The organism is Pseudomonas sp. QS1027 (assembly GCF_002814235.1).
In the GTDB taxonomy this organism is placed as follows: Bacteria; Pseudomonadota; Gammaproteobacteria; order Pseudomonadales; family Pseudomonadaceae; genus Aquipseudomonas.
On sequence record NZ_PHSU01000019.1, the window covers coordinates 208,649 to 231,226 of the forward strand.

Consider the following 22,578-nt stretch of genomic DNA (forward strand, 5'->3'; position numbering starts at 1 on the left):
CTTGAGCAGGCGCAGCAGGGCGGCACGTTTCAACTGGTCGAGACTATCGTTATGTGTGTTCAATTTATCAAGCATCCTTGGAGACGATAGCGAGCAGTTCGCTTTCAGACAGCGAAGCCATTTCTTGTTGCAGGTCGAGCAACTCGTCCAACTCGTACTGCGCCAATTGCAGGGTGGTGATCAGGTCGGCGAGGGCTTGCAGCGACGGGTGTTCGAACAGGCCGCGCAGGGGCACTTCGACGTCAAAGGTCTCGCGGGCCCGCAGGATGACCTGCACCGCCAGCAGCGAATGACCGCCGAGTTCGAAGAAGTTGTCGTGACGGCCGATCCTTTCCATGCCCAGCAGGTTGGACCAGATAGCGGCCAGCTGTTCTTCGGTCTCACCGTTGGGCACTTCGTACTCGCGGTGGGCGAAGTCCTCGGCACCCGGGACTGGCAGGGCCTTGCGGTCGAGCTTGCGGTTTGGCGTCAACGGCAGCGCGTCGAGGATCACGAAGGCGCTTGGCAGCATGTACTCGGCCAGTTGCGGCGCCAGTTCGGCGCGCAAACCGGCGGCGTCCAGAGTGGTCTCTGGCTGGGCGACCACATAGGCCACCAGGCGTTTCTCTCCCGGACGGTCTTCCAGGGCGATCACCACCGCTTCCTTGACCCCGGCGCAACTGCCGAGACGCGACTCGATTTCCCCCAGTTCGATACGGAAGCCACGAACCTTGACCTGGAAGTCGTTGCGGCCCAGGTATTCGATACGACCGTCGGCCATGTAGCGCGCCAGGTCACCCGTTTTGTACATCCGGGCGTCAGGGCTGGCGCTGAACGGATCGGCGAGGAAGCGCTCGGCGTTGACCTGTTCGAGGTTCAGGTAACCCCGGGCCACGCCGTCGCCACCGATAAAGATTTCACCGGCCACGCCGTACGGCACCGGTTGCTGATGGGCGTCGAGCAGGTAGATCCGGGTGTTGGCCATCGGCTTGCCGATGGTCGCGTTGCCGCTTTCCTCGCTGCCGGCCACGGCATCGTGGGTGACATAGGCGGCAGTACAGGACACCGTCGCCTCGGTCGGACCATAGGTGTTGACCAGTCGTGTATGCGCCGGCCGCACTTCATCCCAGAGCTTGAGCTTCTGTGCCGACAGCGCGTCGCCGGTGACGTTGATCAGGCGCACATCGGCCAGACGCTGCTGGGCGACCTGCGGCTGGCTGTGCCATTCGGCAACCAGGGTGTGCCAGTGGGCAGCAGTCATATGCAGGAAGGTCGGACGAATACCGTGATCCTCACGGCCCTCGCTGCCGAAGACTTCCCGGCTCGGTGCCAGGGTGGCCCCGGCCAGCAGCGCCGGGAAAATTTCCTCCACCGACAGGTCGAAGTTCAGGGTGTTCTGTTGCAGCACGGTGTCCGCCGGAGTCAGGCCGAACAGACGGGCGGCATCGAGGCTGTAGTTGACCAGGCCACGGTGTTCGATCATCACCCCTTTCGGATTACCGGTGGAACCGGAGGTGTAGATCACGTAAGCCAGGTTGCGCGAGCCAAGGGCTGGCACCACCGGGTTGTCGTCACGCTCGCTGAAACCCTGGCGTTGATCGTCGTCGAGCAGCACCAACGGCAATTCCAGGGCTGGCAAACCATCCTGCAAGGCGCGTTGGGTCAGCAACGCCGACGGCTTGCTGTCCTCGATCATGTAGGCCAGGCGCTCGGCCGGGTAAGCCGGGTCCAGCGGTACATAGGCCGCACCGGCCTTGAGCACGCCCAACAGGCCGACCATCATCTCCACGCCACGTTCGACGCAGATCGCCACCCGATCGTCCGGACCGATGCCCAGGCCGACCAGGTGATGGGCCAGGCGGTTGGCCTGGCGGTTCAGCTCGGCGTAGCTCAGGCGCTGAGCCTGGAAGGCCACCGCGATGGCCTCGGGCTGCGCCCGGACCTGTTCTTCGAACAAGTGCTGGATGCAAGCGTCCGTCGGGTAGTCCCGCACGTTCTGGTTGAAGGTCTCCAGCAACAGGGTGCGCTCCGCGAGCGGCAGCACATCCAGTTCCGTGAGCACAATCTTCGGCGTGTACATCAGGGCCTGGGTCAATTGCTCCAGGGCGCATTGCATCAGGGCGCAGAGGCGTTGCGGGTTCACTGGCCGCACGCTGTGGATCAGCAGCCCGAAGTCATCGCCGTAATCGTTGACCGACAGCGACAGCGGGTAGTTGGTCCGCTCTTCGCTTTCGAGCAGGCGCATGCCCGGCCATTGCTGTTGACTGTCATCGGCCTGGTGCCGGTAGTTGAACAGGCTGGTGAACAACGGCGCGGCGCTGTCCACGCCACTGCAACGCTGGGCCAGGGCCAGGGGCGCCTGTTCGTGGCTCAGCAACTCGCTGAGGTCACGGTGGGTTGCCAGTACCAGTTCGTGGGCGCCTTGCGCGGCCAGTTGCACCCGCACCGGCAGGGTATTGATAAACACCCCGAGGGCCCGCTCAGCCCCTGCCGAACCTTGCAGGCGGCCGGCGACCACAGTGCCGAAGACCACGTCATCGCGACCGGTGCAACGGGCCAGGACCTGGGCCCAGGCCACATGGAACAGGACCGCCGCGGGCATCCCGCGCTCCCGGGCCTGGGCCCGGATACGCCGGCTGAGCACGTTGCTCAGGTGCACCTCGGCTTCTTCGATGTGATGGCCGTCACCCTGGACTTCCAGCAGGTCGAAAGGCGCGGTGGGCGTATCGACGTCGGCCAGGCGGCGGCTGAAGTAGGCTTCATGGACTTCGACCGGAGTGGCCTGGGTCAGGGCGATAAAGTCGCGGTAGGGCTGTGAAGCCGGGAGGCTGTCGACCTGGCCGTGGAGGATCGCGTGGATTTCTTCCAGGACGATTTCCAGGGTCACATGGTCGCTGGTCATATGGTGGTTGAGCAGGACCAGCAGCCAGCGCTCGGAGTGCGGGTCGCGGGCGATGCAGGCGCGGGCCAGCGGTGCCTGGTGCAGGTCCAGGCGCAGGTGCCGTGGATCGTTCAGGGCGAGCAACTGCTCCACCGGGTCCTTGTCGCTGTCGAGGGTGACACTGTGCACCGGCAGGTGGACGTGACGATGGACCACTTGCACCGCCTGGGGCAGGCCTTCCCAATGCACGGCCGTGCGCTGGATGTCATGGCGCTCGATCACCACCTGCAAGGCGCCGATAAAGGCGTCGAGGTGCTGGCGGTTGTCGAACTCGATCAGCGAGCGCAACAGGTAGGCGTCGCCTTCCTGGCCGAGCAGGTGATGGAACAGGATGCCTTCCTGGAGCGGCGCCAGGGGGTAGATATCCTGGATATTCGCGGCCCCGCCAGGTGTGGCGGCGACGATCCGTTCAAGCTCGGTGGGGCTCAGTTCCACCAGTGGCAGCATGTCCGGGGTCAGGTGGGTGCAGTCGGCCGGGATGCGGTTGGCCGGTGCCTCGAACAGGGCTTGCTTGTCGCGGCTGATGGCCTCGGCCATTTCCTGCACGCTGGGGGCGGTGAACACGGTGCGGACACTGGCATTCAGGCCTTCCTTGCGCAGGCGGTCGATCAGGCTCACCGCCATCAGCGAGTGGCCGCCGAGTTCAAAGAAGCGGTCGTGACGGCCGACACGTTCAAGCCCGAGCAATTGTTGCCAGATCTCGGCAATCACCTGTTCCACCGGACCTTGAGGTGCCTCGTAGGCACGGCTCGCGTAAGCGTCCTGGTCCGGTTCGGGCAAGGCACGGCGATCCAGCTTGCCGTTGGGGGTCAGGGGCAAGGCATCCAGCACCACGAAGGCGCTCGGCACCATATGGCCGGGCAGACGGGTCAGCAGTTCGGCACGCAGTTGCTCGGCCGCTGCCGGCTCACCGCACAGATAGGCCACCAGGCGCTTGTCGCCCTGGTGCTCGCGGGCAATGACCGCCGCTTCGCGGACCCCGGGAAGGGCGGCGAGAACCGCTTCGATTTCCCCCAGCTCGACGCGCAGACCGCGGATTTTCACCTGGTCGTCGTTGCGGCCGAGGTATTCCAGCGTGCCGTCGGGCAACCAGCGGCCGACGTCGCCGGTCTTGTACAGGCGGGCGTTGGCCAGATCAGAGAACGGGTCGGCAATAAAGCGCTCGGCACTCAAATCCGCGCGGTTCAGGTAGCCACGGGCAACGCCGACACCACCGATATGGATCTCGCCGCGCACACCCACCGGCGACAGTTGACCGTGGTCGTCCAGGACATGCAGTTGCATATTGCGGATCGGCTTGCCGATCGGCATCGAGCGATCCTGGTAAGTCGCCAGGTCGCTGTCCGCCTTGTGCCAGGCAACGACGTCGCTGCACTCGGTGGGACCGTAGCTGTTGACCACCATGGGGCGCGGTTGGCCGAGTTTTTCCAGCATGGCGATCTGAATCGGTTCGCCACCCAGCACCACTCGTTTCAGGCACGCCAGGGCTTGCCGGGTATCCGACTCCACCAGCGCGTGGAAAGCGCTGGGCGACATATTGAGGTGGGTCAGGCCGGCCGCGGCGATCTGCGCGACGATGGCATCGGGGTTGAACGGTTCTTCGGCCAGGTGCAGCGCGGCGCCGATCATCAGCGGGGCGAGGATGTTTTTCTGGGTCAGGTCGAAGTTGTAGGAGGAGGCCAGCAATACCGCATCGCCGGCATGCAACGCCAGGTCTTCGAGGTACCAGTCCAGCAGGTTGCGCAGGCCGCGATGTTCCACCATCACGCCCTTGGGCAGCCCGGTTGAGCCGGAGGTGTAGATCACGTAGGCCAGATGGCTGAAGTTCAGCGCCGGGACCTGCGGGTTGTGATCCGCCACGTCGAGCAGCGTCGGGTCGTTCAACTCAAGGGTTGCCAGGCCCGCAGGCAATGGCAGTTCGTCCAGCCCTTGCTGGAACACCAGGGCCCGTGGCGCGCTGTCGGCGAGCATATGGGCCAGGCGTTGCGCCGGGTATTGCGGGTCCAGTGGGACGTAGGCGGCACCGGCCTTGAGGATACCGAGCAAGCCGATGACCATTTCCGGGCTGCGACGGGCGCAGAGGCCGACGGTGTCGTCTGGACGCACCCCCAGGGCGATCAAGCGGTGGGCGACACGGTTGGCCCGGGCATTGAGTTCGGCGTAGCCGAGGGTTTGCCCGGCGCAGACCAGCGCCACGGCGTCGGGGGTGAGCGCCGCCTGTGCCTCGAAGACACGCTGGGGCAGACGCTGCGGGTTTTCGTCCAGGGGCGCCTGGGGCGGATTGAAGGTCGTCAACAGTTGCTGGCGTTGCTCCGCATCGAGCAATGGCAGGCTCGCCAGCGGTTGTGCGACGTCGCCGAGCAGGGCATCGAGCAGTTGCAGCAGGTGACGGCTCCAGCGCTGGATGGTGCGTTCATCGAACAGGTCGGTGGCGTATTCGAACTGGCCGTGAATGCTTTCGCCGTCGTCGTTGAGCGACAGGCTCAGGTCGACCTGGGTGCCGCCGGTGGCCTGGGGCAGTGGTGTCAGTTCCAGGCCGGGCAGGGCCAGGACCTGGTCACGCGGGGTATCGCCGAGTACCAGCATCGCCTGGAACAGCGGGCTGTGAGCAAGGCTGCGCTCCGGTTGCAGGGCTTCAACCACCTGTTCGAAAGGCAAGTCCTGATGGCTGTAGGCGTCGAGGGTGAGGGCCTTGATCTGTGCCAGCAACTGGTCGACGCGGCTGTGGGCCTGGACATCGACGCGCAGGGCCAGGGTGTTGACGAAGAAGCCGATCAGCGCTTCGGTTTCCTGGCGCGGACGGTTGGCCACCGGGGTACCGATCACGACCTGCGCCTGATTGCTCAGGCGTGAGAGCAGGACCGACCAGGCCGCCAGCAGGGTCATGAACGGGGTCAGGCCCTGTTGCTGGCTGAACTGCCGCAACCGGCGGCTGAGCGGCGCGGGCAGCTCGAGTGCCAGGGTGGCGCCGCGATAGCTTTGCACCTGCGGCCGTGGATGGTCGGTGGGCAGTTCGAGCAGACCTGGCGCACCGCTGAGCTGCTCGCTCCAGAAACGGGTCTGGGTTTGCAGGCGCTCGCCTTGCAGGTGCTGTTGCTGCCATGTCGCGTAGTCGGCGTATTGCAGGGCCAATGGCGGCAACGGGTCGTCGAGGCCCTGGCTGAAGGCGCTGTACAGGCGGTTGAATTCGTCGATCAGCACCGCCACGGACCAGCCATCGGAGACGATATGGTGCTGGGTGACCAGCAGGATATGTTCGTCTTCGGCCAGTTGCAGCAGGCGTCCGCGAATCAGCGGGCCCTGGCTCAGATCGAAAGGCGCCTGGACCTCGGCCTGGCTCAGTTGCTCGACCTGCTCTCGTCGGGCTTCGTCGGCCAGGGCACGGAGGTCGTGCTCGGCCAGGGCAAAGCCGATGTCTTCGCGAGCAAAGTGCTGGCGGACGTTATCGTCCTGCCGTTCGAAGGTGGTACGCAGGCTTTCGTGACGGGCGACGATGCGGTCCAGGGTCCGTTGCAAGGCATCACGGTCGAGCCGGCCGCGCAGGTGCAGGGCCGCCGGCATGTGGTAGGCAACGCTGGCGGCATGGTCCAACTGGTCGAGGAACCACAAGCGTTGCTGGGCCAGGGACAGTGGGAGGTCCTGGTCGCGCGACGTCACTTCAATGGGCTGGACCTGCGACCGGGTCGCCTGGTCCACGGACTCGGCCAGGGCCGGCAGGGAGCTCAGGCCGAACAGGCTGCGCAGATTGATCTCGACGCCGAGGTCCTGGTGCAGGCGGGCCTGCAGTTGCACGGTCAGCAGCGAGTGGCCGCCGAGTTCGAAGAAGTTGTCCTGGCGACCGATCCTATCCAGACGCAGCAGGTCGGCCCAGATCGCGGCCAGGCGTTCTTCGGTCTGGCCTTGTGGCGCTTCGTATTCGCGGCTGGCCAGTGCGGCGCCCTCCGGTGCCGGCAGCGCTTTACGGTCGACTTTGCGGTTCGGCGTCAATGGCAGGGCGTCGAGCTGCACGTAGGCCGTCGGGACCATGTACTCCGGCAGCGCGTCCTGCAGATGACCGCGCAGGCTCTCGGCCTCCAGCAGCGCTTCCGGCTGCTGGGTGGTGAAGTAGGCCACCAGGCGTTTGTCGCCCGGATGGTCTTCCCGTGCCAGTACCACGCTTTCCTTGACCCCGGGATAAGCGGCGAGACGGGCTTCGATTTCCCCCAGTTCGATGCGGAAACCGCGGATCTTCACCTGGTTGTCATTCCGCCCCAGGTATTCGAGGGTGCCGTCCGGCAGATAACGAGCGAGGTCGCCGGTGCGGTACATGCGTGCCGAAGCGTCCTGGCTGAAAGGGTCATTGAGGAAGCGTTCGGCGGTCAGGTCGTCGCGGTTCAGGTAGCCGCGAGCCACGCCGGCGCCGCCGATATACAGTTCACCCGCCACACCCAGCGGTACCGGCCGGCGGTGCTCGTCCAGCAGGTAGGTCTGTGTGTTGGCCATCGGTTTGCCGATCGGCACGAAGATCGCTTCGCCCTGTCCATCGACATGCTCGACGCAGGACCAGATGGTGGTCTCCGTGGGGCCGTAGAGGTTCCACAGCTCACGGCTGCGCGACAGCAACTCGCGCGCCAGGCTGCGAGGAAGGGCTTCGCCACCGCAGAAAATGCGCAGGTCCTGGTTACCGGTCCAGCCACTGCTCACCAGCATTTGCCAGGTGGCCGGGGTCGCCTGCATCACGCTGATTCGCTGCTCGTCCAGCAGGCGCTGCAATTGCAGGCCGTCCATGGCCGCCTCGCGGGAAGCCAGGACTACGCAGGCACCGTTGACCAGGGGCAGGTACAGCTCAAGCGCGGCGATGTCGAAGGAAATGGTGGTGACGGCCAGCAAGCGATCCTGCGCCGAAAGTCCCGGTTCCCGGCTTGTGGAACGGAGGAAGTTGCTCAAGGCACGATGGGGGATCTGCACGCCTTTCGGGTTCCCGGTGGAGCCCGAGGTGTAAATCACATAGGCCAGATGTTCAGGGCGCAGCTCGGCCCGCACGGGATCGAGCTCGGGCTGCGCGAGAAAACCTTCGCGCCCGGCATGTTCCGGATCGAGCAACAGCACCGGTACGGCGCTGGCTGGAAGTACCGACTGCAAGGCTTGCTGGGTGAGAATCAGCACCGGCGTACAGCTCTCCAGCATGTAGGCCAGGCGATCCAGCGGATAGGCCGGGTCGAGCGGCACATAGGCCGCGCCGGCCTTGAGAATCCCCAGCAGCCCGGCAACCATTTCCAGGCTGCGATCGACACAGATCGCCACCCGATCATCCGGGCCGATGCCCAGGCCGATCAGGCGGTGGGCGATACGGTTGGCCTGGCGATTCAGTTCGGCATAGCTCAGGTGCCGATCCTGGAAGACCAGGGCGATGGCCTCGGGCGCCTGGCGCACCTGCTCTTCGAACAGGTGATGGATGCAGACGTCCGTCGGGTAGTCCTGCCGGCTCTGGTTGAAGGTCTCCAGCAACAGGGTGCGTTCCGTGAGCGGCAGTACATCCAGTTGCGTGAGCTCGATCTTCGGCGTGTGTATCAGGGCCTCGGTCAATTGCTCCAGGGCGCACTGCATCAAGGCACAGAGGCGTTGCGGGTCCACCGGCCGTACGCTTTGCATCGACAGGCCGAAGGTATCGCCGTAATCGTTGACCGCCAGGGCCAGCGGGTAGTTGGTCCGCTCGGCGCTTTCCAGCAGGCGCATGCCGGGCCATTGCAACCGGCTGTCCTGACCCTGGTGACGGTAGTTGAGCAGGCTGGTGAACAACGGCACACCCGTGGCCACGCCACTGCAACGCTGGGCCAGGGCCAGGGGCGCCTGTTCGTGGGCGAGCAGTTCGCTGAGGTCACGGTGGGTCGCCAGCACCAGTTCATGGGCGCCTTGCGCGGCCAGTTGCACCCGTACCGGCAGGGTATTGATAAACACCCCGAGGGCCCGTTCGGCGCCTGCCGAACCTTGCAGGCGGCCGGCGACCACGGTGCCGAACACCACGTCATCGCGACCGGTGCAGCGGGCCAGCACCTGGGCCCAGGCCACATGGAACAACACGGCCGCGGGCATCCCGCGCTCCCGTGCCAGGTCGCGGATCTGCTGGCTGAGGGCGTCGCTCAGTTGCACCTCGGCTTCTTCGATGTGGTTGCCGTCGCCCTGGACTTCCAGCAGGTCGAAAGGCGCAGTGGGCTCCTCGACGTCGGCCAGGCGGCGGCTGAAGTAGTCTTCGTGGACCTCGGTGGGGGAGGCGAGGATATGCGCGACAAACTCCCGATAAGGCTGCGGGGCTGGCAGGTCGGCCGCCTGGCCTTGCATCAGCAGGCGAATTTCCTCGAGGACGATTTCCTGGGTCACGTGATCGCTGATCATATGATGGTCGAGCAGGGCCAGCAGCCACTGCTCGGAGTGCGGGTCGCGGGCGATGCAGGCGCGCATCAGCGGCGCCTGCTGCAGGTCCAGGCGCACGTGCTGCGGATCGGTCAGGCGATCCAGCTGCGTATGGAGGTCTTCATCCGGCGTCAGTGTGAGGGTCTGTACCGGCAATTGCGCCTGGCGATGGACTACCTGGACCGCTTGCGGCAAGCCGACCCAGTGCACCGAGCTGCGCAGGATGTCATGACGGTTGATGACCCCTTGCAGGGCTTCGAGAAAGGCGTCGAGGCGCGGGCGGTCGTCGAATTCGATCATCGAGCGGACCACGTAGGCGTCGCTCTCATTGTCCAGCAGATAATGGAAAAGGATGCCCTGTTGCAGCGGTGCCAGGGGGTAGATGTCCTGGATATTGGCAGCGCCGCCGGGAGCGGCGTTGACGATCTGTTCAAGCTGGGCAGCGTTCAGTTCCACCAGCGGCAACATGTCCGGTGTCAGCTGCGTGCAGTCGGCCGGGATACGGTTGGCCGGCGCCTGGAACAGGGTCTGGTTGTCGAGGCTGATGGCCAGGGCCATTTCCTGCACGCTGGGCGCGGTGAACACGGTGCGGACACTGGCATTCAGGCCCTGCTTGCGCAGGCGGTCGATCAGGCTGACGGCCAGCAGCGAGTGGCCGCCGAGTTCGAAGAAACGGTCGTGACGGCTGATCTGCTCAATGCCCAGCAGGTCTTGCCAGATAGTCGCGACAATCTGCTCGATCCTGCCGAGCGGTGCCTCGTAGGCGCGACTGGCAAAGGCATCGTCCGCCGGGGCCGGCAAGGCTTTGCGGTCAAGCTTGCGGTTTGGCGTCAACGGTAGTGCGTCGAGAATCACGAAGGCACTCGGCAGCATGTACTCGGCCAGTTGCGGTGCCAGTTCGGCGCGCAAGCCGGCGGCATCCAGGCTCGCTTCCGGCTGGGCGACCACATAGGCCACCAGGCGTTTTTCTCCCGGACGGTCTTCGCGGGCGATCACTACGGCCTCTTTGACCCCGGCACAGTTGCCGAGGCGCGATTCGATTTCCCCCAGTTCGATACGGAAGCCACGAACCTTGACCTGGAAGTCGTTACGACCCAGGTACTCGATGCGACCGTCGGCCATGTAGCGCGCCAGGTCACCGGTTTTGTACATCCGAGCCTCAGGGTTGGTGCTGAACGGATCAACGAGGAAACGCTCGGCGTTGACCTGTTCAAGGTTCAGGTAACCTCGGGCCACGCCGTCGCCACCGATAAAGATTTCACCGGCTACGCCGTATGGCACCGGTTGCTGATGGGCGTCGAGCAGATAGATACGGGTGTTGGCCATCGGCTTGCCGATGGTCGCGTTGCCGCTGCCCTCGCTGCCGGCCATTGCATCATGGGTGACGTAGGCCGCGGTGCAGGACACCGTCGCCTCGGTCGGACCATAGGTGTTGATCAGTCGCGTATGTGCCGGCCGCACTTCATCCCAGAGCTTGAGCTTTTGTGCCGACAGGGCATCGCCGGTGACGTTGATCAGGCGCACATCGGCCAGACGCTGCTGGGCAACCTGCGGCTGGCTGTGCCATTCGGCAGCCAGGGTGTGCCAGTGAGCGGCGGTCATGTGCAGGAAGGTCGGACGAATGCCGTGATTTTCGCTGCCTTCGCTGCCGAAGATCTCGCGGCTTGGTGCCAGGGTTGCCCCGGCCAGCAGCGCCGGGAAGATTTCTTCCACCGACAGGTCGAAGTTCAGGGTGTTCTGTTGCAGCACGGTGTCCGCCGGAGTCAGACCGAAAAGACGTGCGGCATCGAGGCTGTAGTTGACCAGGCCACGGTGTTCGATCATCACCCCTTTTGGATTGCCGGTGGAGCCGGAAGTGTAGATCACGTAAGCCAGGTTGCGCGCCCCCAGCGTTGGCACCACGGGGTTGTCGTCACGGTCTGCGAAACCCTGGCGCTGATCATCGTCAAGCAGTACCAACGGCAATTCCAGGGCTGGCAAACCATCCTGCAATGCACGCTGGGTCAACAAGGCTGATGGTGCACTGTCCTGAATCATGTAGGCCAGGCGCTCGGCCGGGTAGGCCGGGTCCAATGGCACATAGGCCGCGCCCGCTTTGAGCACGCCCAACAGGCCAATCATCATTTCGACGCCACGTTCGACGCAGATCGCCACCCGATCGTCCGGGCCGATGCCCAGGCCGACCAGGTGATGGGCCAGGCGGTTGGCCTGGCGGTTCAGTTCGGCGTAACTCAGGCGCTGTGCCTGGAAGGCCACCGCGATGGCTTCGGGTTGTGCCCGGACCTGCTCCTCGAACAATTGATGAATGGTGCTGTCCTGCGGATAAGGCACTTCGGTGGCGTTGAGGCCCACCAGCAGGAGTTCACGCTCGACGGTATCGAGCAACGGTACGTGTTCAAGCACCTGGCCGTCGTCGGCAACCATGGCTTCCAGCAAGCGCTGGAAGTAACCGAGGTAACGAACCATGGTGCTTTCATCGAACAGCGCCGTGGCGTATTCCAGCGAACCGAGCAGACGGCCTTGGGTCTCGCCCAGATCCAGCGAGATATCGAATTTGGCCAGGGTACTGGTCACATCCAGGCTTTCGAGTTGCAGATCGCCGAGGGTGAGGTCCGTGCTACCCAGGTCCTGCCAGGTCAACATCGCCTGGAAAACCGGACTGTGGGACAGGCTGCGCACCGGTTTGACCACTTCCACCACTTGTTCGAATGGCAGGTCCTGATGCGCCTGGGCGCCCAGGGTGACGTCCTTGACCCGCGCCAACAGCGTCTGGGCGGTCGGTTGCTCGCTGAGGTCGACACGGATTGCCAGGGTATTGACGAACAGGCCGATCAGCCCTTCGACTTCACTGCGGGTGCGGTTGGCCACCGGCGAACCGATCACCACTTCTTCCTGGCCGGCCAGGCGCCCCAACAGTGCTGCCCAGGCGCTCATGACAGTCATGTACAAGGTGGTGCCGTGACGCTGACCGAGGGCTTTGAGGCCACGGGTCAGGTTCTCGTCGAAGCTCACTGGCAGCGTGGCACCGGCATAGTCCTGCTGCGCCGGACGGACCCGGTCGGTGGGCAACATCAACAGTGCCGGTGCCTCCGCCAGGGTCTGCTGCCAATAGCTGCATTGTTGTTGAAACAGCTCGCCACTGAGCCAGCGGCGCTGCCACACGGCGTAGTCGAGGTACTGCAGCGCCAACGGTGCCAACGGATCGTCCTGGCCCTGGCTGAACGCTGCATAGAGCGCGGCCAGCTCGCGGGTCAGCACGTTAATCGACCAGCCATCGGAGACGATGTGGTGCATGGTCACCAGCAGGACATGATGGTCCTCGGCCAGTTTGACCAGGCGACCACGAATCAATGGCCCCTGTGCGAGGTCGAACGGTTGCAGTGCTTCCTCGGCAGCCAGGACCTGGAGTTTGGCTTCGGCATCCGCCAATCCCTGCAAGTCGTGCAGTTGCAGGCTGAAGCCGGCGTCCGCCGCGGCAATCCGTTGCAGTGGCTGTTCGTCATCGCCCAGGACAAAGGTGGTGCGCAAGCCTTCATGGCGCGCGACGATGCGTTCCAGGGCCCGCTGCAGAGCCTCGCGATCCAGAGTGCCACGCAGGTTGAGGCCGCCCGGCATATGGTAGGCCGCGCTGGCGCCTTCCATCTGGGCGAGGAACCACAGGCGCTGCTGGCCGAAGGACAACGGCCAGGCCTGGTTACGTTCTACCGGCACGATCTCCGGCAGCGTGCTGCGCCCGGCCTGGGCAATCACCTGGGCCAGGGCCGCCAGTTCGGGATGGGCAAACAACGGCGCCAGGCCCAGTTCGACCCCCAGTTGCTGGCGGATTTGCGAGATCAGGCGCGCTGCCAGCAACGAGTGGCCGCCCAGTTCGAAGAACTGGTCATGCCGGCCGACCCGGGACAGCCCCAGCAGTTCTTGCCAGAGTTGCGCCAGGGCGATTTCGATATCGCCTTCGGGTGCCTCGTAGACATGGCTGACCAGTGCCTCGAGATCCGGTGCCGGCAGGGCCTTGCGGTCGAGCTTGCCGTTCGGGGTCAATGGCAGGCTGTCCAGGTGCACGAAGGCGCTGGGCACCATGTATTCGGGCAGATGCTTGAGCAGTTCGACACGCAGTTGTCCGGCCGGTGCCGGTTCACCGCATAGATAGGCGACCAGGCGCTTGCTGTCCGGCTGGCTCGGATCGTCCTCGCGGGCCATCACCACCACTTCGCGGACACCGGCGCACAGGGCCAGGGCGGCTTCGACTTCGCCGATCTCGATACGCAAGCCGCGAATCTTCACCTGGAAGTCATTGCGCCCCAGGTATTCCAGGGCACCGTTGGCCAGCCAGCGGCCGAGGTCGCCGGTCTTGTACAGGCGCGCCTGGGGATCGCTGGAAAACGGGTCGGCGACAAAACGCTCGGCGCTCAGTTCTGGCTGGTTCAGGTAGCCGCGAGCCACGCCGATACCGCCGATATGCAGTTCCCCGGCCACGCCGAGGGGTTGCACCTGGCCGAGGGCATCCAGCACATGCATCTGGATATTGGCAATTGGCCGGCCGATCGGCACGCTTTCGCCCGGATCGGTGGGATGGCACTGCCAGGCGGTGACGTCGATGGCCGCTTCGGTCGGGCCATACAGGTTATGCAGTTCGACCCCCGTCAGTTGCTGTTCGAAACGCCGTTGCAGGCCACGGGGCAGGGCTTCGCCGCTGCACAGCACCCGACGCAGGTCGGGGAAGTCGCGGGCCGCGCGGTGTTCGAGGAACAGGTCGAGCATCGACGGCACGAAGTGCAGCAGGGTGATGCGGTTGTCGCGCATCACCTGGGCCAGGTAGTCCGGCTCCCGGTGGCCGCCCGGACGGGCCATGACCAGTTCGGCACCGGTGAGCAACGGCAGGAAGAACTCCCAGACCGATACGTCGAAACCGAACGGAGTCTTTTGCAGCACCCGGTCACTGGCGTCGACGGCATATTCGTCGCGGGCCCAGAGCAGGCGGTTGACCACGCCCAGGTGTTCGTTCATCACCCCTTTCGGCGTGCCGGTGGAACCCGAGGTGTAGAGCACGTAAGCCAGGTGCGTCGGCAGCAGGCCGAGGGCCTGGGTGTCCGGGTTGTAGGTCGGCTGCGCGGCCAGTTGCGCGCTGTCGCTGGTATCGTCGAGCACCAGCACTGGCACGTTCAAGGATGCCAGGCCGTCGAGCAACTCATGGGTGGTGAGTACCGCGCGCGGGCTGCTGTCGCCCAGCATGTAGGCCTGGCGGGCGCTCGGCAGGTCCGGATCGATCGGCACATAGGCGCCGCCGGCCTTGAGAATGCCCAGCAGCGCGACGACCATTTCCGGGCCACGGCGCAGGCTGACGGCCACCCGGCTGTCCGGCTCCACGCCCAGTTCGATCAAGCGATGGGCGAGCTGGTTGGCCCGGCGGTTGAGTTGCGCGTAGCTGAGCAACGGCCCGCCGTCGCCGCGTACGGCGCAGGCGTCCGGACGCTGGGCGGCCTGCTGTTCGATCAACTGGTGGATCAGTACATCGCGCGGATACTCGCGGGCGGTGGCATTGAATTCGACTTGCAGGCGCTGGCGTTCGTCTTCGGCCATCAGCGGGAAGTGCGCCACCGGCGTGTCATGCTGTTCCAGCACGGCTTCGAGCATTGCGAACATGCGTTGTTGCAGGCGCTGGGCTTCTTCGAGGCTGTAGTAGGCGGTGTTGAAGTTGAAGTCGAGGTGGACGTCTTCGAACGGGTGGTAGTCGCGGACGAAGATCGCCATCGGCGTCTGCTCGTAGCCGTTGTCCATGGTGATCACCCGCGACGAGGTGCCACCGAACTGATCGTCGCCGTCCAGGCTTTCGAACGACAGCGAAACGTCGAACAGCTGCCGGCGACCGGTCTGGGCCAGGCGCAGGGTGCGGTTGAGCTCGGCGATGGGGAAACGCTGGTGGCGATAGCAGCGGCGCAGTTGCCCGCCGGCGGCGTTCATCAGGTCCAGCAGCGAGCCTTGCGGGTCCACCGCCAGGCGAATCGGGCTGACCGAGGAGAACATCCCGGCGGTGGCTTTCTGGCGAGCGGTGGTGCGGTTGTGCACGGGCATGCCGATGACGATTTCATCGACGCCCACGGTGCGGCAGAAATAGGTGCTGACCACGCTGATCAGTACATGGGCCACCGACAGGCTGCGTTCGCTGGCGAACTGCGTCAGGGCGTTGTACAGGGCGCGCGGCAACATGGCCTGGACCTGCTCGCTGGGGGCCAGGTCGTTGGCCTTGCCGGCCTTGAAGTCGGCCCGGCGCTGCAGCAGTGACGGCGGCAACTGGGCGTAGGTGTCCAGCCAGAACTGGCGGTCGCGCTCGTATCGCGAAGACTGCAGGTAGGCTCGGTCTTCTTCGAGAAACGACAGGTACGAATGGCCTTCGGCAACCTCTTCGTTGCCGGCCAGCAAACCGTTGTAGGCGGCGCCCACGGCATGGCCGATCAGCGCCACGCCGATACCGTCGGTGACCAGGTGGTGATAGCGGTTGAGCCAGTAATGGCGCTGCGGTCCACAACGCACCAGGCGCGCTTCCCAGAGTTGCCCGGTCAGCGATTCGAAGGGCTGGCGGAAGGCGTCGCGCAGGTAGGCCATGGCCAGCCCGGCATCGTCGTCGGCCTCGGAGAACTCCACCACTTCCAGCTTGACCTTGACCTCGGGCAGGACCCGCTGGCGACCGAGGCCACCCTCGTGGCTGAAGCACAGGCGCAGGGTGTCATTGCGGTTGGCGACCATCTCGATGGCCTTCTCGAACAGCGGGATATTGACCTCGCCCTTGATCTCCAGGGACATGCCGATGTTGTAGTAGGGCAGGTCAGGGTGTGCGATCTGATCGAGCCAGATACCCTGCTGGACCGAAGCCAGTTCGTGGGACGCGCAGGCTTGCGCGGACAGCTTGTCGGTCGACGAATCCATTTCAGAGCACCTGTTTGCAGAATCAGTGGGTTCGTCTCCGCTACGTAGGAGTGTGGTCAACTGCCTGTCGGCGGGACGAAGGAAAAGCGTGGGAAAAAACTAGAGCATCCACTGGGCGATGTCTGTCATGGGAAGCAGGGACAACCCCGTGCGGGGGCCATCGGTGCGCTTGGGAACACGCGCGCGAGTCTGTTATATCAACGGCCCTGAGTGTTCTTGCGAGGGTCGTACAATGTCATTGATCGCTGAAGTGGATCGTCCTGATTCGAAGTTCTGGAGTCTGTCCCGATTTCCCAATCACCCCCAGGCCGGGTCTGTGGAAGTGATCGATGCGCTGACGATTTCCAGGGAAGACTTCGTCCGCCGTTACGTCAATTACAACCGTCCGTGCCTGGTCAAGAATGCCGTGCGGCACTGGCCGGCGTTCAGCAAGTGGAAGCAGTTGGACTATATAAAGGCCCATTCGCGCAACAGTGACGTGGTGGTGCGCTCGAAGGTCATCTCGGAGGTCATGGGTTGGTCGAGCCCCGACGTCAAGGCGGCCTTGACCGAGTACTCGGACGTGGTCCACAAGGACATCCCGTTCCATGAGTTTCTCGACAGTCTCGGCGTGGGCCGCAATCCGCTGGTGGCCGACAGTTGCGGTTTCAAAGAGGGCGAGGCGCTCGAGCCGCTGAGGCATGACGTGGGCGGCCTGCCGTTCATGCCGGAGCTGTCCACGCCGCTGCACTATCCACCGTTTCGCAGTTTTGTGTACCGCGACTCTTATACCGACTGGCATTTTCACGGCGCCGACGAGACCTTCATGGCGCAGGTGGTCGGCTCCAAGGAAGTCCTGTTGCTGCCACCGGACGAAACCAGCTGGCGAGCGTTGCGGCCGGTGATCGAAGAGGTCGGATACCTGTACAACATCGATACCCAGCGTTTCCCGAGTACCCGGAGCTTGAAAGCCTTGCGCACAGTGGTGGAGCCGGGCGATGCGCTGTACATCCCGGTCTACTGGTGGCACGCGGTGCAATCGATGGATGAGGCCGTCGGTGTGACGGTCGCGGCGACGTTCCAGACGCCCTTGCACGTGATTGGCGATCTGCGCTCGCCCATCGCCAGGCGGGTGTTGCGCACCCATTTCTTTTCCCGTCGGGCGCTGCTGGTGGTAGGCGCGGTGCTCTACTCGAAGGTTTATCGGCTGGTGCGCAAGTTGAGTGGTGCCGCCGTGCCCGAGGATCTGCGCCCATGAGTTTCTGGAGGCGCGGGCGTTCATCCACGGGGGGCGATCTGGGGCGGAGTTTCTACTTCCTCTGGTCCGGCGAGTCCCTGGCAATCATGGCGACGGCGCTGATGGAGTTCGCCCTTGGCGTCTGGGTCTACTCCCATACCGGTTCGGCGGTTGCCTTTGCCAATGTGGTGCTGGCGGCCACCTTGCCGGCGATCATATTCCTGCCGTTTGCCGGCGGACTTGCCGACCGCTTCAGTCACCGGCTGATCATTGTCTGTTGCGACGTCAGCCTGGCCGTGCTCCTCCTCGGGGTCATCGGCTTGCTCTGGTTCGACCGCCTGGAGCCGTTGCACCTGTATATCTTCAACTGCCTGGCCTCTACCGTTTCGGCCTTCCGTACCCCGGCGTACCAGGCGGCGGTCAGCTCGATCGTGACCCCGGAAAAATACACCCAGGCCTCGGGCTTGATGGGCCTCAGCAAGAATGCCGCGTCGTTGGTCGCTCCGCTGCTGGCGGGGGTGATCATGGCCGAGGCCGGGTTGGTGACGGTGCTGGCGCTGGACCTGATCACCTTCTGTTCCGGCACCTTGCTGGTGATCAAGGCGTTTTCCTATGTGCGCCGGGTGCCGACGCAGCATGACGAGAGTCCTGGCCAGGAGGCGGTCTCGGGCGGTGCGCTGGGCAACGTGACGGCGGGGCTGAAATTCTTTTTCACCAGTCACCTGATGGCCTGGCTGCTGGTCTACACCGTGATGCGCAACGCGCTGCTATCGATGGTCACGCTGATGATGACGCCGTTGCTGTTGTCCACCCTCGGCAGCCAGAGCCTGGGCCTGACCTATACCTGGGCGGCCCTGGGCGGGCTGCTCGGCGCCGGGTTGCTGGTGTACATGGGCAGCCAGCGCCGGTTGATGGTGATGGCGGCGATCGCCGACTTGCTGTTGGCGCTCTGCATCATCGCCCTGGGACTGGCGTCGCAGACCATTGCCTACTGTGTCATGGCCTTCGGCGCGATCATGGTGGCGAGCATTGCCGATGCCGGGGTCAATGCGCTGTGGATGAGCCGGATCCCCGCCGGCAATCGTGCCAGTGTCTTTGCGCTGATCAGCATGTTGACCATTGCCGGCAGCAGCCTGGCGATCTTCGGCGGAGGCCTGTTGGTGGATCACTGGTTGCAGCCCGCGTTGCAGTCCGGTGGGGCCTATGCCGGGTCGATCGGGCGCTGGATCGGGGTCGGTGAGGGGCGCGGCGTGGGCATGCTCTACGTGATGACCGGCGCCAGCTTCGCGCTGCTGGCCCTGGGTGCCCTGTTCTACGGGCCAATGCGGCGCCTGGAGGGGCGGCCGTCCGAGGTATCGCCCCTGCGGACGGGCGATACACCGCAGGTCGATGCCTTGTGAAACGGCCTCGGGCACCCGGTGGCCGGCCTGCTGTACCGGATTCCCGTGACAGACAGGCCCCGGCCGCTGGGTCAACCTTTGTAGGCTTTCGCGCAGTTTCCCGGATCCAACAGGACCGTGTCTGCACCGCCATCCGAACCGACAACAATCGATAAAGGAGGACCTATGCGTCCGTCGTTTTATGACCTCAAGCGCTTCCCCAAGCTTCAGAACCTTGCCGATAACTGGGAAGTGATCCGTGAGGAGTTTCTCGCCCTTGATGCGCCGACCCTGACCATCGACCGCGTGGGCAAGTCGATCACCCAGCTCGTCGAAGAAATGACCGAGCATATGGAAGCCGGTGGCGAATATGGCTGGCTCTGGGGTTGGGGTCACGGTGACGTGCCCATGCCCACGTGGACACAGTATGCCCTGATGGCCTACGACAATCCGATCCCCTATGCCCAGGCCGCCATGCCGAAGACCATCGAGCTGTTGAGCCAGCTTCCCGGGGTCAAGCTTTGCGCCCTGCTGCGCATGGAGCCCAATGTGTTCATCGGTACCCATTCCCATGGCGGTACCTGGGAAGAGGGGCTGTTGCACATGCAACTGACGATCGATGCGCCGATCGACCAGAGCTATGCCTACCTCAACGTCAACGGCAGCTTCAACCAGAGCACCAACGGCAACCTGGTGATCTTTGACGGCTCCCTCGACCACTTCGCGCTCAATGGCTCGGAAAAGGAAAACCGCACGGTGATGTACCTCGAATTCCATCGCGAAAAACATATGGATATCTGAGGTCGGCAGGGGCGGGGTGGTCCGGGTGATCGGGCCGCTCCTCGGTGCGAGCCTCAATCGACATACTCCACATGACGGGCCATCTGGTTGGGACGTTGCAGGGTGGTGATATTGTCGATGCGGATCAGCATGTCCTGGACGCAGGCCTTGAACAGTTCGTCGCCCATGTCGATCCACAGACGTGGCGGGCGGGCGTAGAGGCGGTCGTAGTCGGCGGTGGTGGGGTCGAGGTGGCGGTATTCCTCGTAGCGCGGCAGATCGGGCAATGGGTTGCGGGTATCCATATAGTTCTGGATAAAGTCCCAGAGGGCACAGGGCAACTGGTGCGCGGGGCCGATTGAGACCAGGGCGCCAAAGTCGATCAGGATGTCGCGGTAGCGATGGCCCAGGACCAGCTTGTGCATCATCAGGCCCTGGCGGTCGGGGAAGCTCACCAGATAGGCGTCGAACTCGTGGAACGGTGCGGTGATTTCGCCGATGGTGCCGTGTTTTTTGTAGGCACCGTTATTGTCGTAGTCGAAGAGAGTGACCAGGCCGGTGCGGCGGTTGAGTTCCCAGAGGGGGCCTCGGGAAGGCTTGACCCAGAGGCGGGGGAATTTGTAGACGACCAGGGCGCCCAGGGCCCAGCAGAGTAGGGGGGTTCCAATCCATACAGCCTCAAATGGGAGGGAGCTATAAAGATGTTCTTTCCATGATTCGTTTGTGAGGCTCAGAGTTGAAAAATAGCTCAGTAGCGATATCACTATGGCCACATAAAACAAGACGCGCCCGCCCCCGAGCATATAAAGCCAAAAGTGCGAGCGTTTGGACCATACGGCAAACCTGAAACGTTCATGGTCGTGCCGATCATGAAAGTCCACGTGCTCGTAGGGGGCGGGTACATAAGTGCCCGCTGCAAGTTGTTCTTCCCTTTCCTTCACGGCATTTTCCCGAAAGCGCAGGCTTTCAGGAGAAAGTTTCGTCAGCAAAGCCTCGGGAGCGATATCCTCGGTGTCTCCCCAAGGCAGGCGAATGCAGGAAAAACGCTTAAGCCAAGGTCGCTCCCTGGAAGGCGGTTGGTTAGGCAGACGGTCGGAACGGTAGGCGGTGGATGCGTAATATTCATTCATACGGCTTACTGTTCCTGTCGCGCTTTATGGGTGGTCTGATCTGCCCAGAAGGGCTGTCCGAGCTTGTCGAAGTCCGGCTTGGCGTGCTGAGGGCCGAAGGCTGTGGGGTCCCTGGGTAGTGGCGCCGGAAAGACCCAGATGTCGTCGCCGTCGTTGAGGATCACCTGGGCTCGTACCAGCCAGGTGTAATAAGTGCTTGGTCCTGGCCGCGTTGGATCGACCGATTGGCTGTAAGGGCTGTCGAGGTAAAGTTCGAGGGCCTCCGGAAGCAGGCGATGGGCCAGGAGACGCCGGGGTGTCGGCGAGTGTGAGCTTTGCTGATGGATGTGTTCGCCGTCGTTGTATTGCTGGGTTTTCTGGAGGCGATAATCCACGCTCAGACTGAGGTGGCCGAAACTCGCCAGTAGCCCGGGTAGATTGCTCTCGACGCGTACCCGCATGTTGGCTTTGCGAACGTCATAGGCCAGTTTTCCGTCGTCCAGGAAACTGATCTTGGGATCGGGTTCGTGATAGGGATTGCGTTCGACGGCAATACGCAGATCGGCAAACAGGCTGACCAAGTAGTAGAAGGCCTGTTTCGGTTCTTGCAGATGAGCGCCGAGGTGGTTGATATCCGGTCCGAAGGGGCCGCGCTTCAGCCAGTCCTCCAGGGGGGTGCTGCTCAGCAGGTAGGCGCTTCCGGCCCCTGCAAGAATCAGGATCAACGCGGCCCAGCCGGCCGGCCCCAAACCCAGGAAGGTCGGGCCACCCACCGTCAGGCCGCCGATAACGCCGGCAAGTCCGCCGGAGGCCATCGTCAAATAACCCCAATAAGCACTATCACCCCATTGATAGGTGTACCAGGCGTCATATAGGTTGAGGCCGACGAAGAGCAGGCCAGCAGAGGTTTGAAGGAGCACACGGGGGCTGAACTCTTTCAGCATGTATTCGCTCAGTGACCCGAAAACCCGTTTGGCTGACGCCTCGGGTATCGTGAAGAGCGTGCGTCGAGCGAAAGCCAGTACCGATTGACTTCCCACCAATTTGACGGTTAAGGCTTCTATTGCAATCATCAAGTCAAGCCACGCTGCTCTTGTTCCTGACTTCGCTCTCAACTCTCCTTTCTCTCGTTTCGTCTGATCCCACGCGTCAAACTCATTCCTTACATTCCACAACTCCAACATCAACACCGCCGCCGTGAACGGCAGTGAATCCAGCACTCGATACACCGTGCTGCTCTTCTGCGCCTCGAAGCGATTCAGCGTTTCCTGCAAGGCGCCTTGAGCTCTGGTTTGTTGCTGTTGCGCGGCTTGTTGTTGCTGATCGTATCGATGAACCGCGTCGATATGTCGGTTCAACTCGCTGATCCGTCGCGCAGTGGGGTGATGAAATGGCATGACCACCAACTGCGCGCCGTTACGCACCTGGCCCCGCTGGAGAGGGGCAGGTTTGATCGGTCGGCCGTGCTCGCCCAGAAACTCGCCGTAGTGGCGCAAGGGGCGCTCCGGCTCGCGGGAAAGGTCCCTGAGGCCGAACAGGTAATGGCTTTCGACCTTGAAATCGCGCCGCTCGATGATAAACAGGTCGCCAAAGGTCTCGGGCATCAGGCTGCGCAGTTGCGCCACGCCCTGGCGGTTGAGGCGTAGCAGCAGGGGATCGGGAAAGGGCGGCGGCACATCCGACAGGACCAGCCGGGCTTCCTGCGTGGCCTTGTACGCAGTGTCCACCGCGCCTTGCAGGTTTTCGTAGAGGTTGATCAGGGTGGCGGCCGCCGCCTTCAACTGCACGGTCAGGGTGCTGTTGAGGCTGCCGTTGCCCAGCAGGCCCGCCAGCAGGATGGCGTCGAGTTGCGTCTGTTGTTCG

The 22,578-nt window shown here is 63.7% G+C and carries 5 protein-coding genes and 1 pseudogene; 3 read left to right on the forward strand and 3 right to left on the reverse strand.

The window, feature by feature from the left end; genetic code table 11:
- Positions 1-67 precede the first annotated feature (67 nt).
- Positions 68-16,231, reverse strand: coding sequence for a non-ribosomal peptide synthetase (locus CWE01_RS18595; RefSeq protein ID WP_100941997.1), 16,164 nt, complete (start codon positions 16,229-16,231; stop codon positions 68-70).
- A gap of 232 nt (positions 16,232-16,463) precedes the next feature.
- Here CWE01_RS18595 and CWE01_RS18600 point away from each other — a divergent pair, with 232 nt between their 5' ends.
- From CWE01_RS18600 to CWE01_RS18610, 3 genes are all read left to right on the forward strand, one after another.
- The gene (locus tag CWE01_RS18600; RefSeq protein WP_100941998.1) at positions 16,464-17,468 is read left to right on the forward strand and encodes a cupin-like domain-containing protein; all 1,005 of its coding nucleotides are present in this window, start codon (positions 16,464-16,466) and stop codon (positions 17,466-17,468) included.
- Entirely contained in the window at positions 17,465-18,847 is a 1,383-nt protein-coding gene (locus tag CWE01_RS18605) for an MFS transporter (RefSeq protein WP_100941999.1), read from the forward strand. Before CWE01_RS18600 ends, CWE01_RS18605 begins: the two co-directional genes overlap by 4 nt.
- Before the next feature lie 165 nt (positions 18,848-19,012).
- Positions 19,013-19,627 (forward strand): aspartyl/asparaginyl beta-hydroxylase domain-containing protein, encoded by a 615-nt coding sequence (locus tag CWE01_RS18610; RefSeq protein ID WP_100942000.1) that lies wholly within the window; start codon positions 19,013-19,015, stop codon positions 19,625-19,627.
- A gap of 53 nt (positions 19,628-19,680) precedes the next feature.
- Here the strand turns inward: CWE01_RS18610 and CWE01_RS18615 are convergent, their stop codons facing one another.
- Together CWE01_RS18615 and CWE01_RS18620 are read right to left on the reverse strand one after the other, a co-directional pair.
- Complete coding sequence (locus tag CWE01_RS18615; RefSeq protein WP_157815245.1) at positions 19,681-20,736, reverse strand: hypothetical protein; 1,056 nt, start codon at positions 20,734-20,736, stop codon at positions 19,681-19,683.
- Between the two features lie 5 nt (positions 20,737-20,741).
- Positions 20,742-22,578 (reverse strand): annotated as a pseudogene (locus CWE01_RS18620) (hypothetical protein); the annotation flags it as partial.

What these genes read in the sequence shown, in the direction of transcription:
- CWE01_RS18595 (WP_100941997.1), bottom strand. Translation starts at nt 16,231, where the DNA reads ATGGATTCGTCGACCGACAAGCTGTCCGCGCAAGCCTGCGCGTCCCAC.
- CWE01_RS18600 (WP_100941998.1), top strand. Translation starts at nt 16,464, where the DNA reads ATGTCATTGATCGCTGAAGTGGATCGTCCTGATTCGAAGTTCTGGAGT.
- CWE01_RS18605 (WP_100941999.1), top strand. Translation starts at nt 17,465, where the DNA reads ATGAGTTTCTGGAGGCGCGGGCGTTCATCCACGGGGGGCGATCTGGGG.
- CWE01_RS18610 (WP_100942000.1), top strand. Translation starts at nt 19,013, where the DNA reads ATGCGTCCGTCGTTTTATGACCTCAAGCGCTTCCCCAAGCTTCAGAAC.
- CWE01_RS18615 (WP_157815245.1), bottom strand. Translation starts at nt 20,736, where the DNA reads ATGAATGAATATTACGCATCCACCGCCTACCGTTCCGACCGTCTGCCT.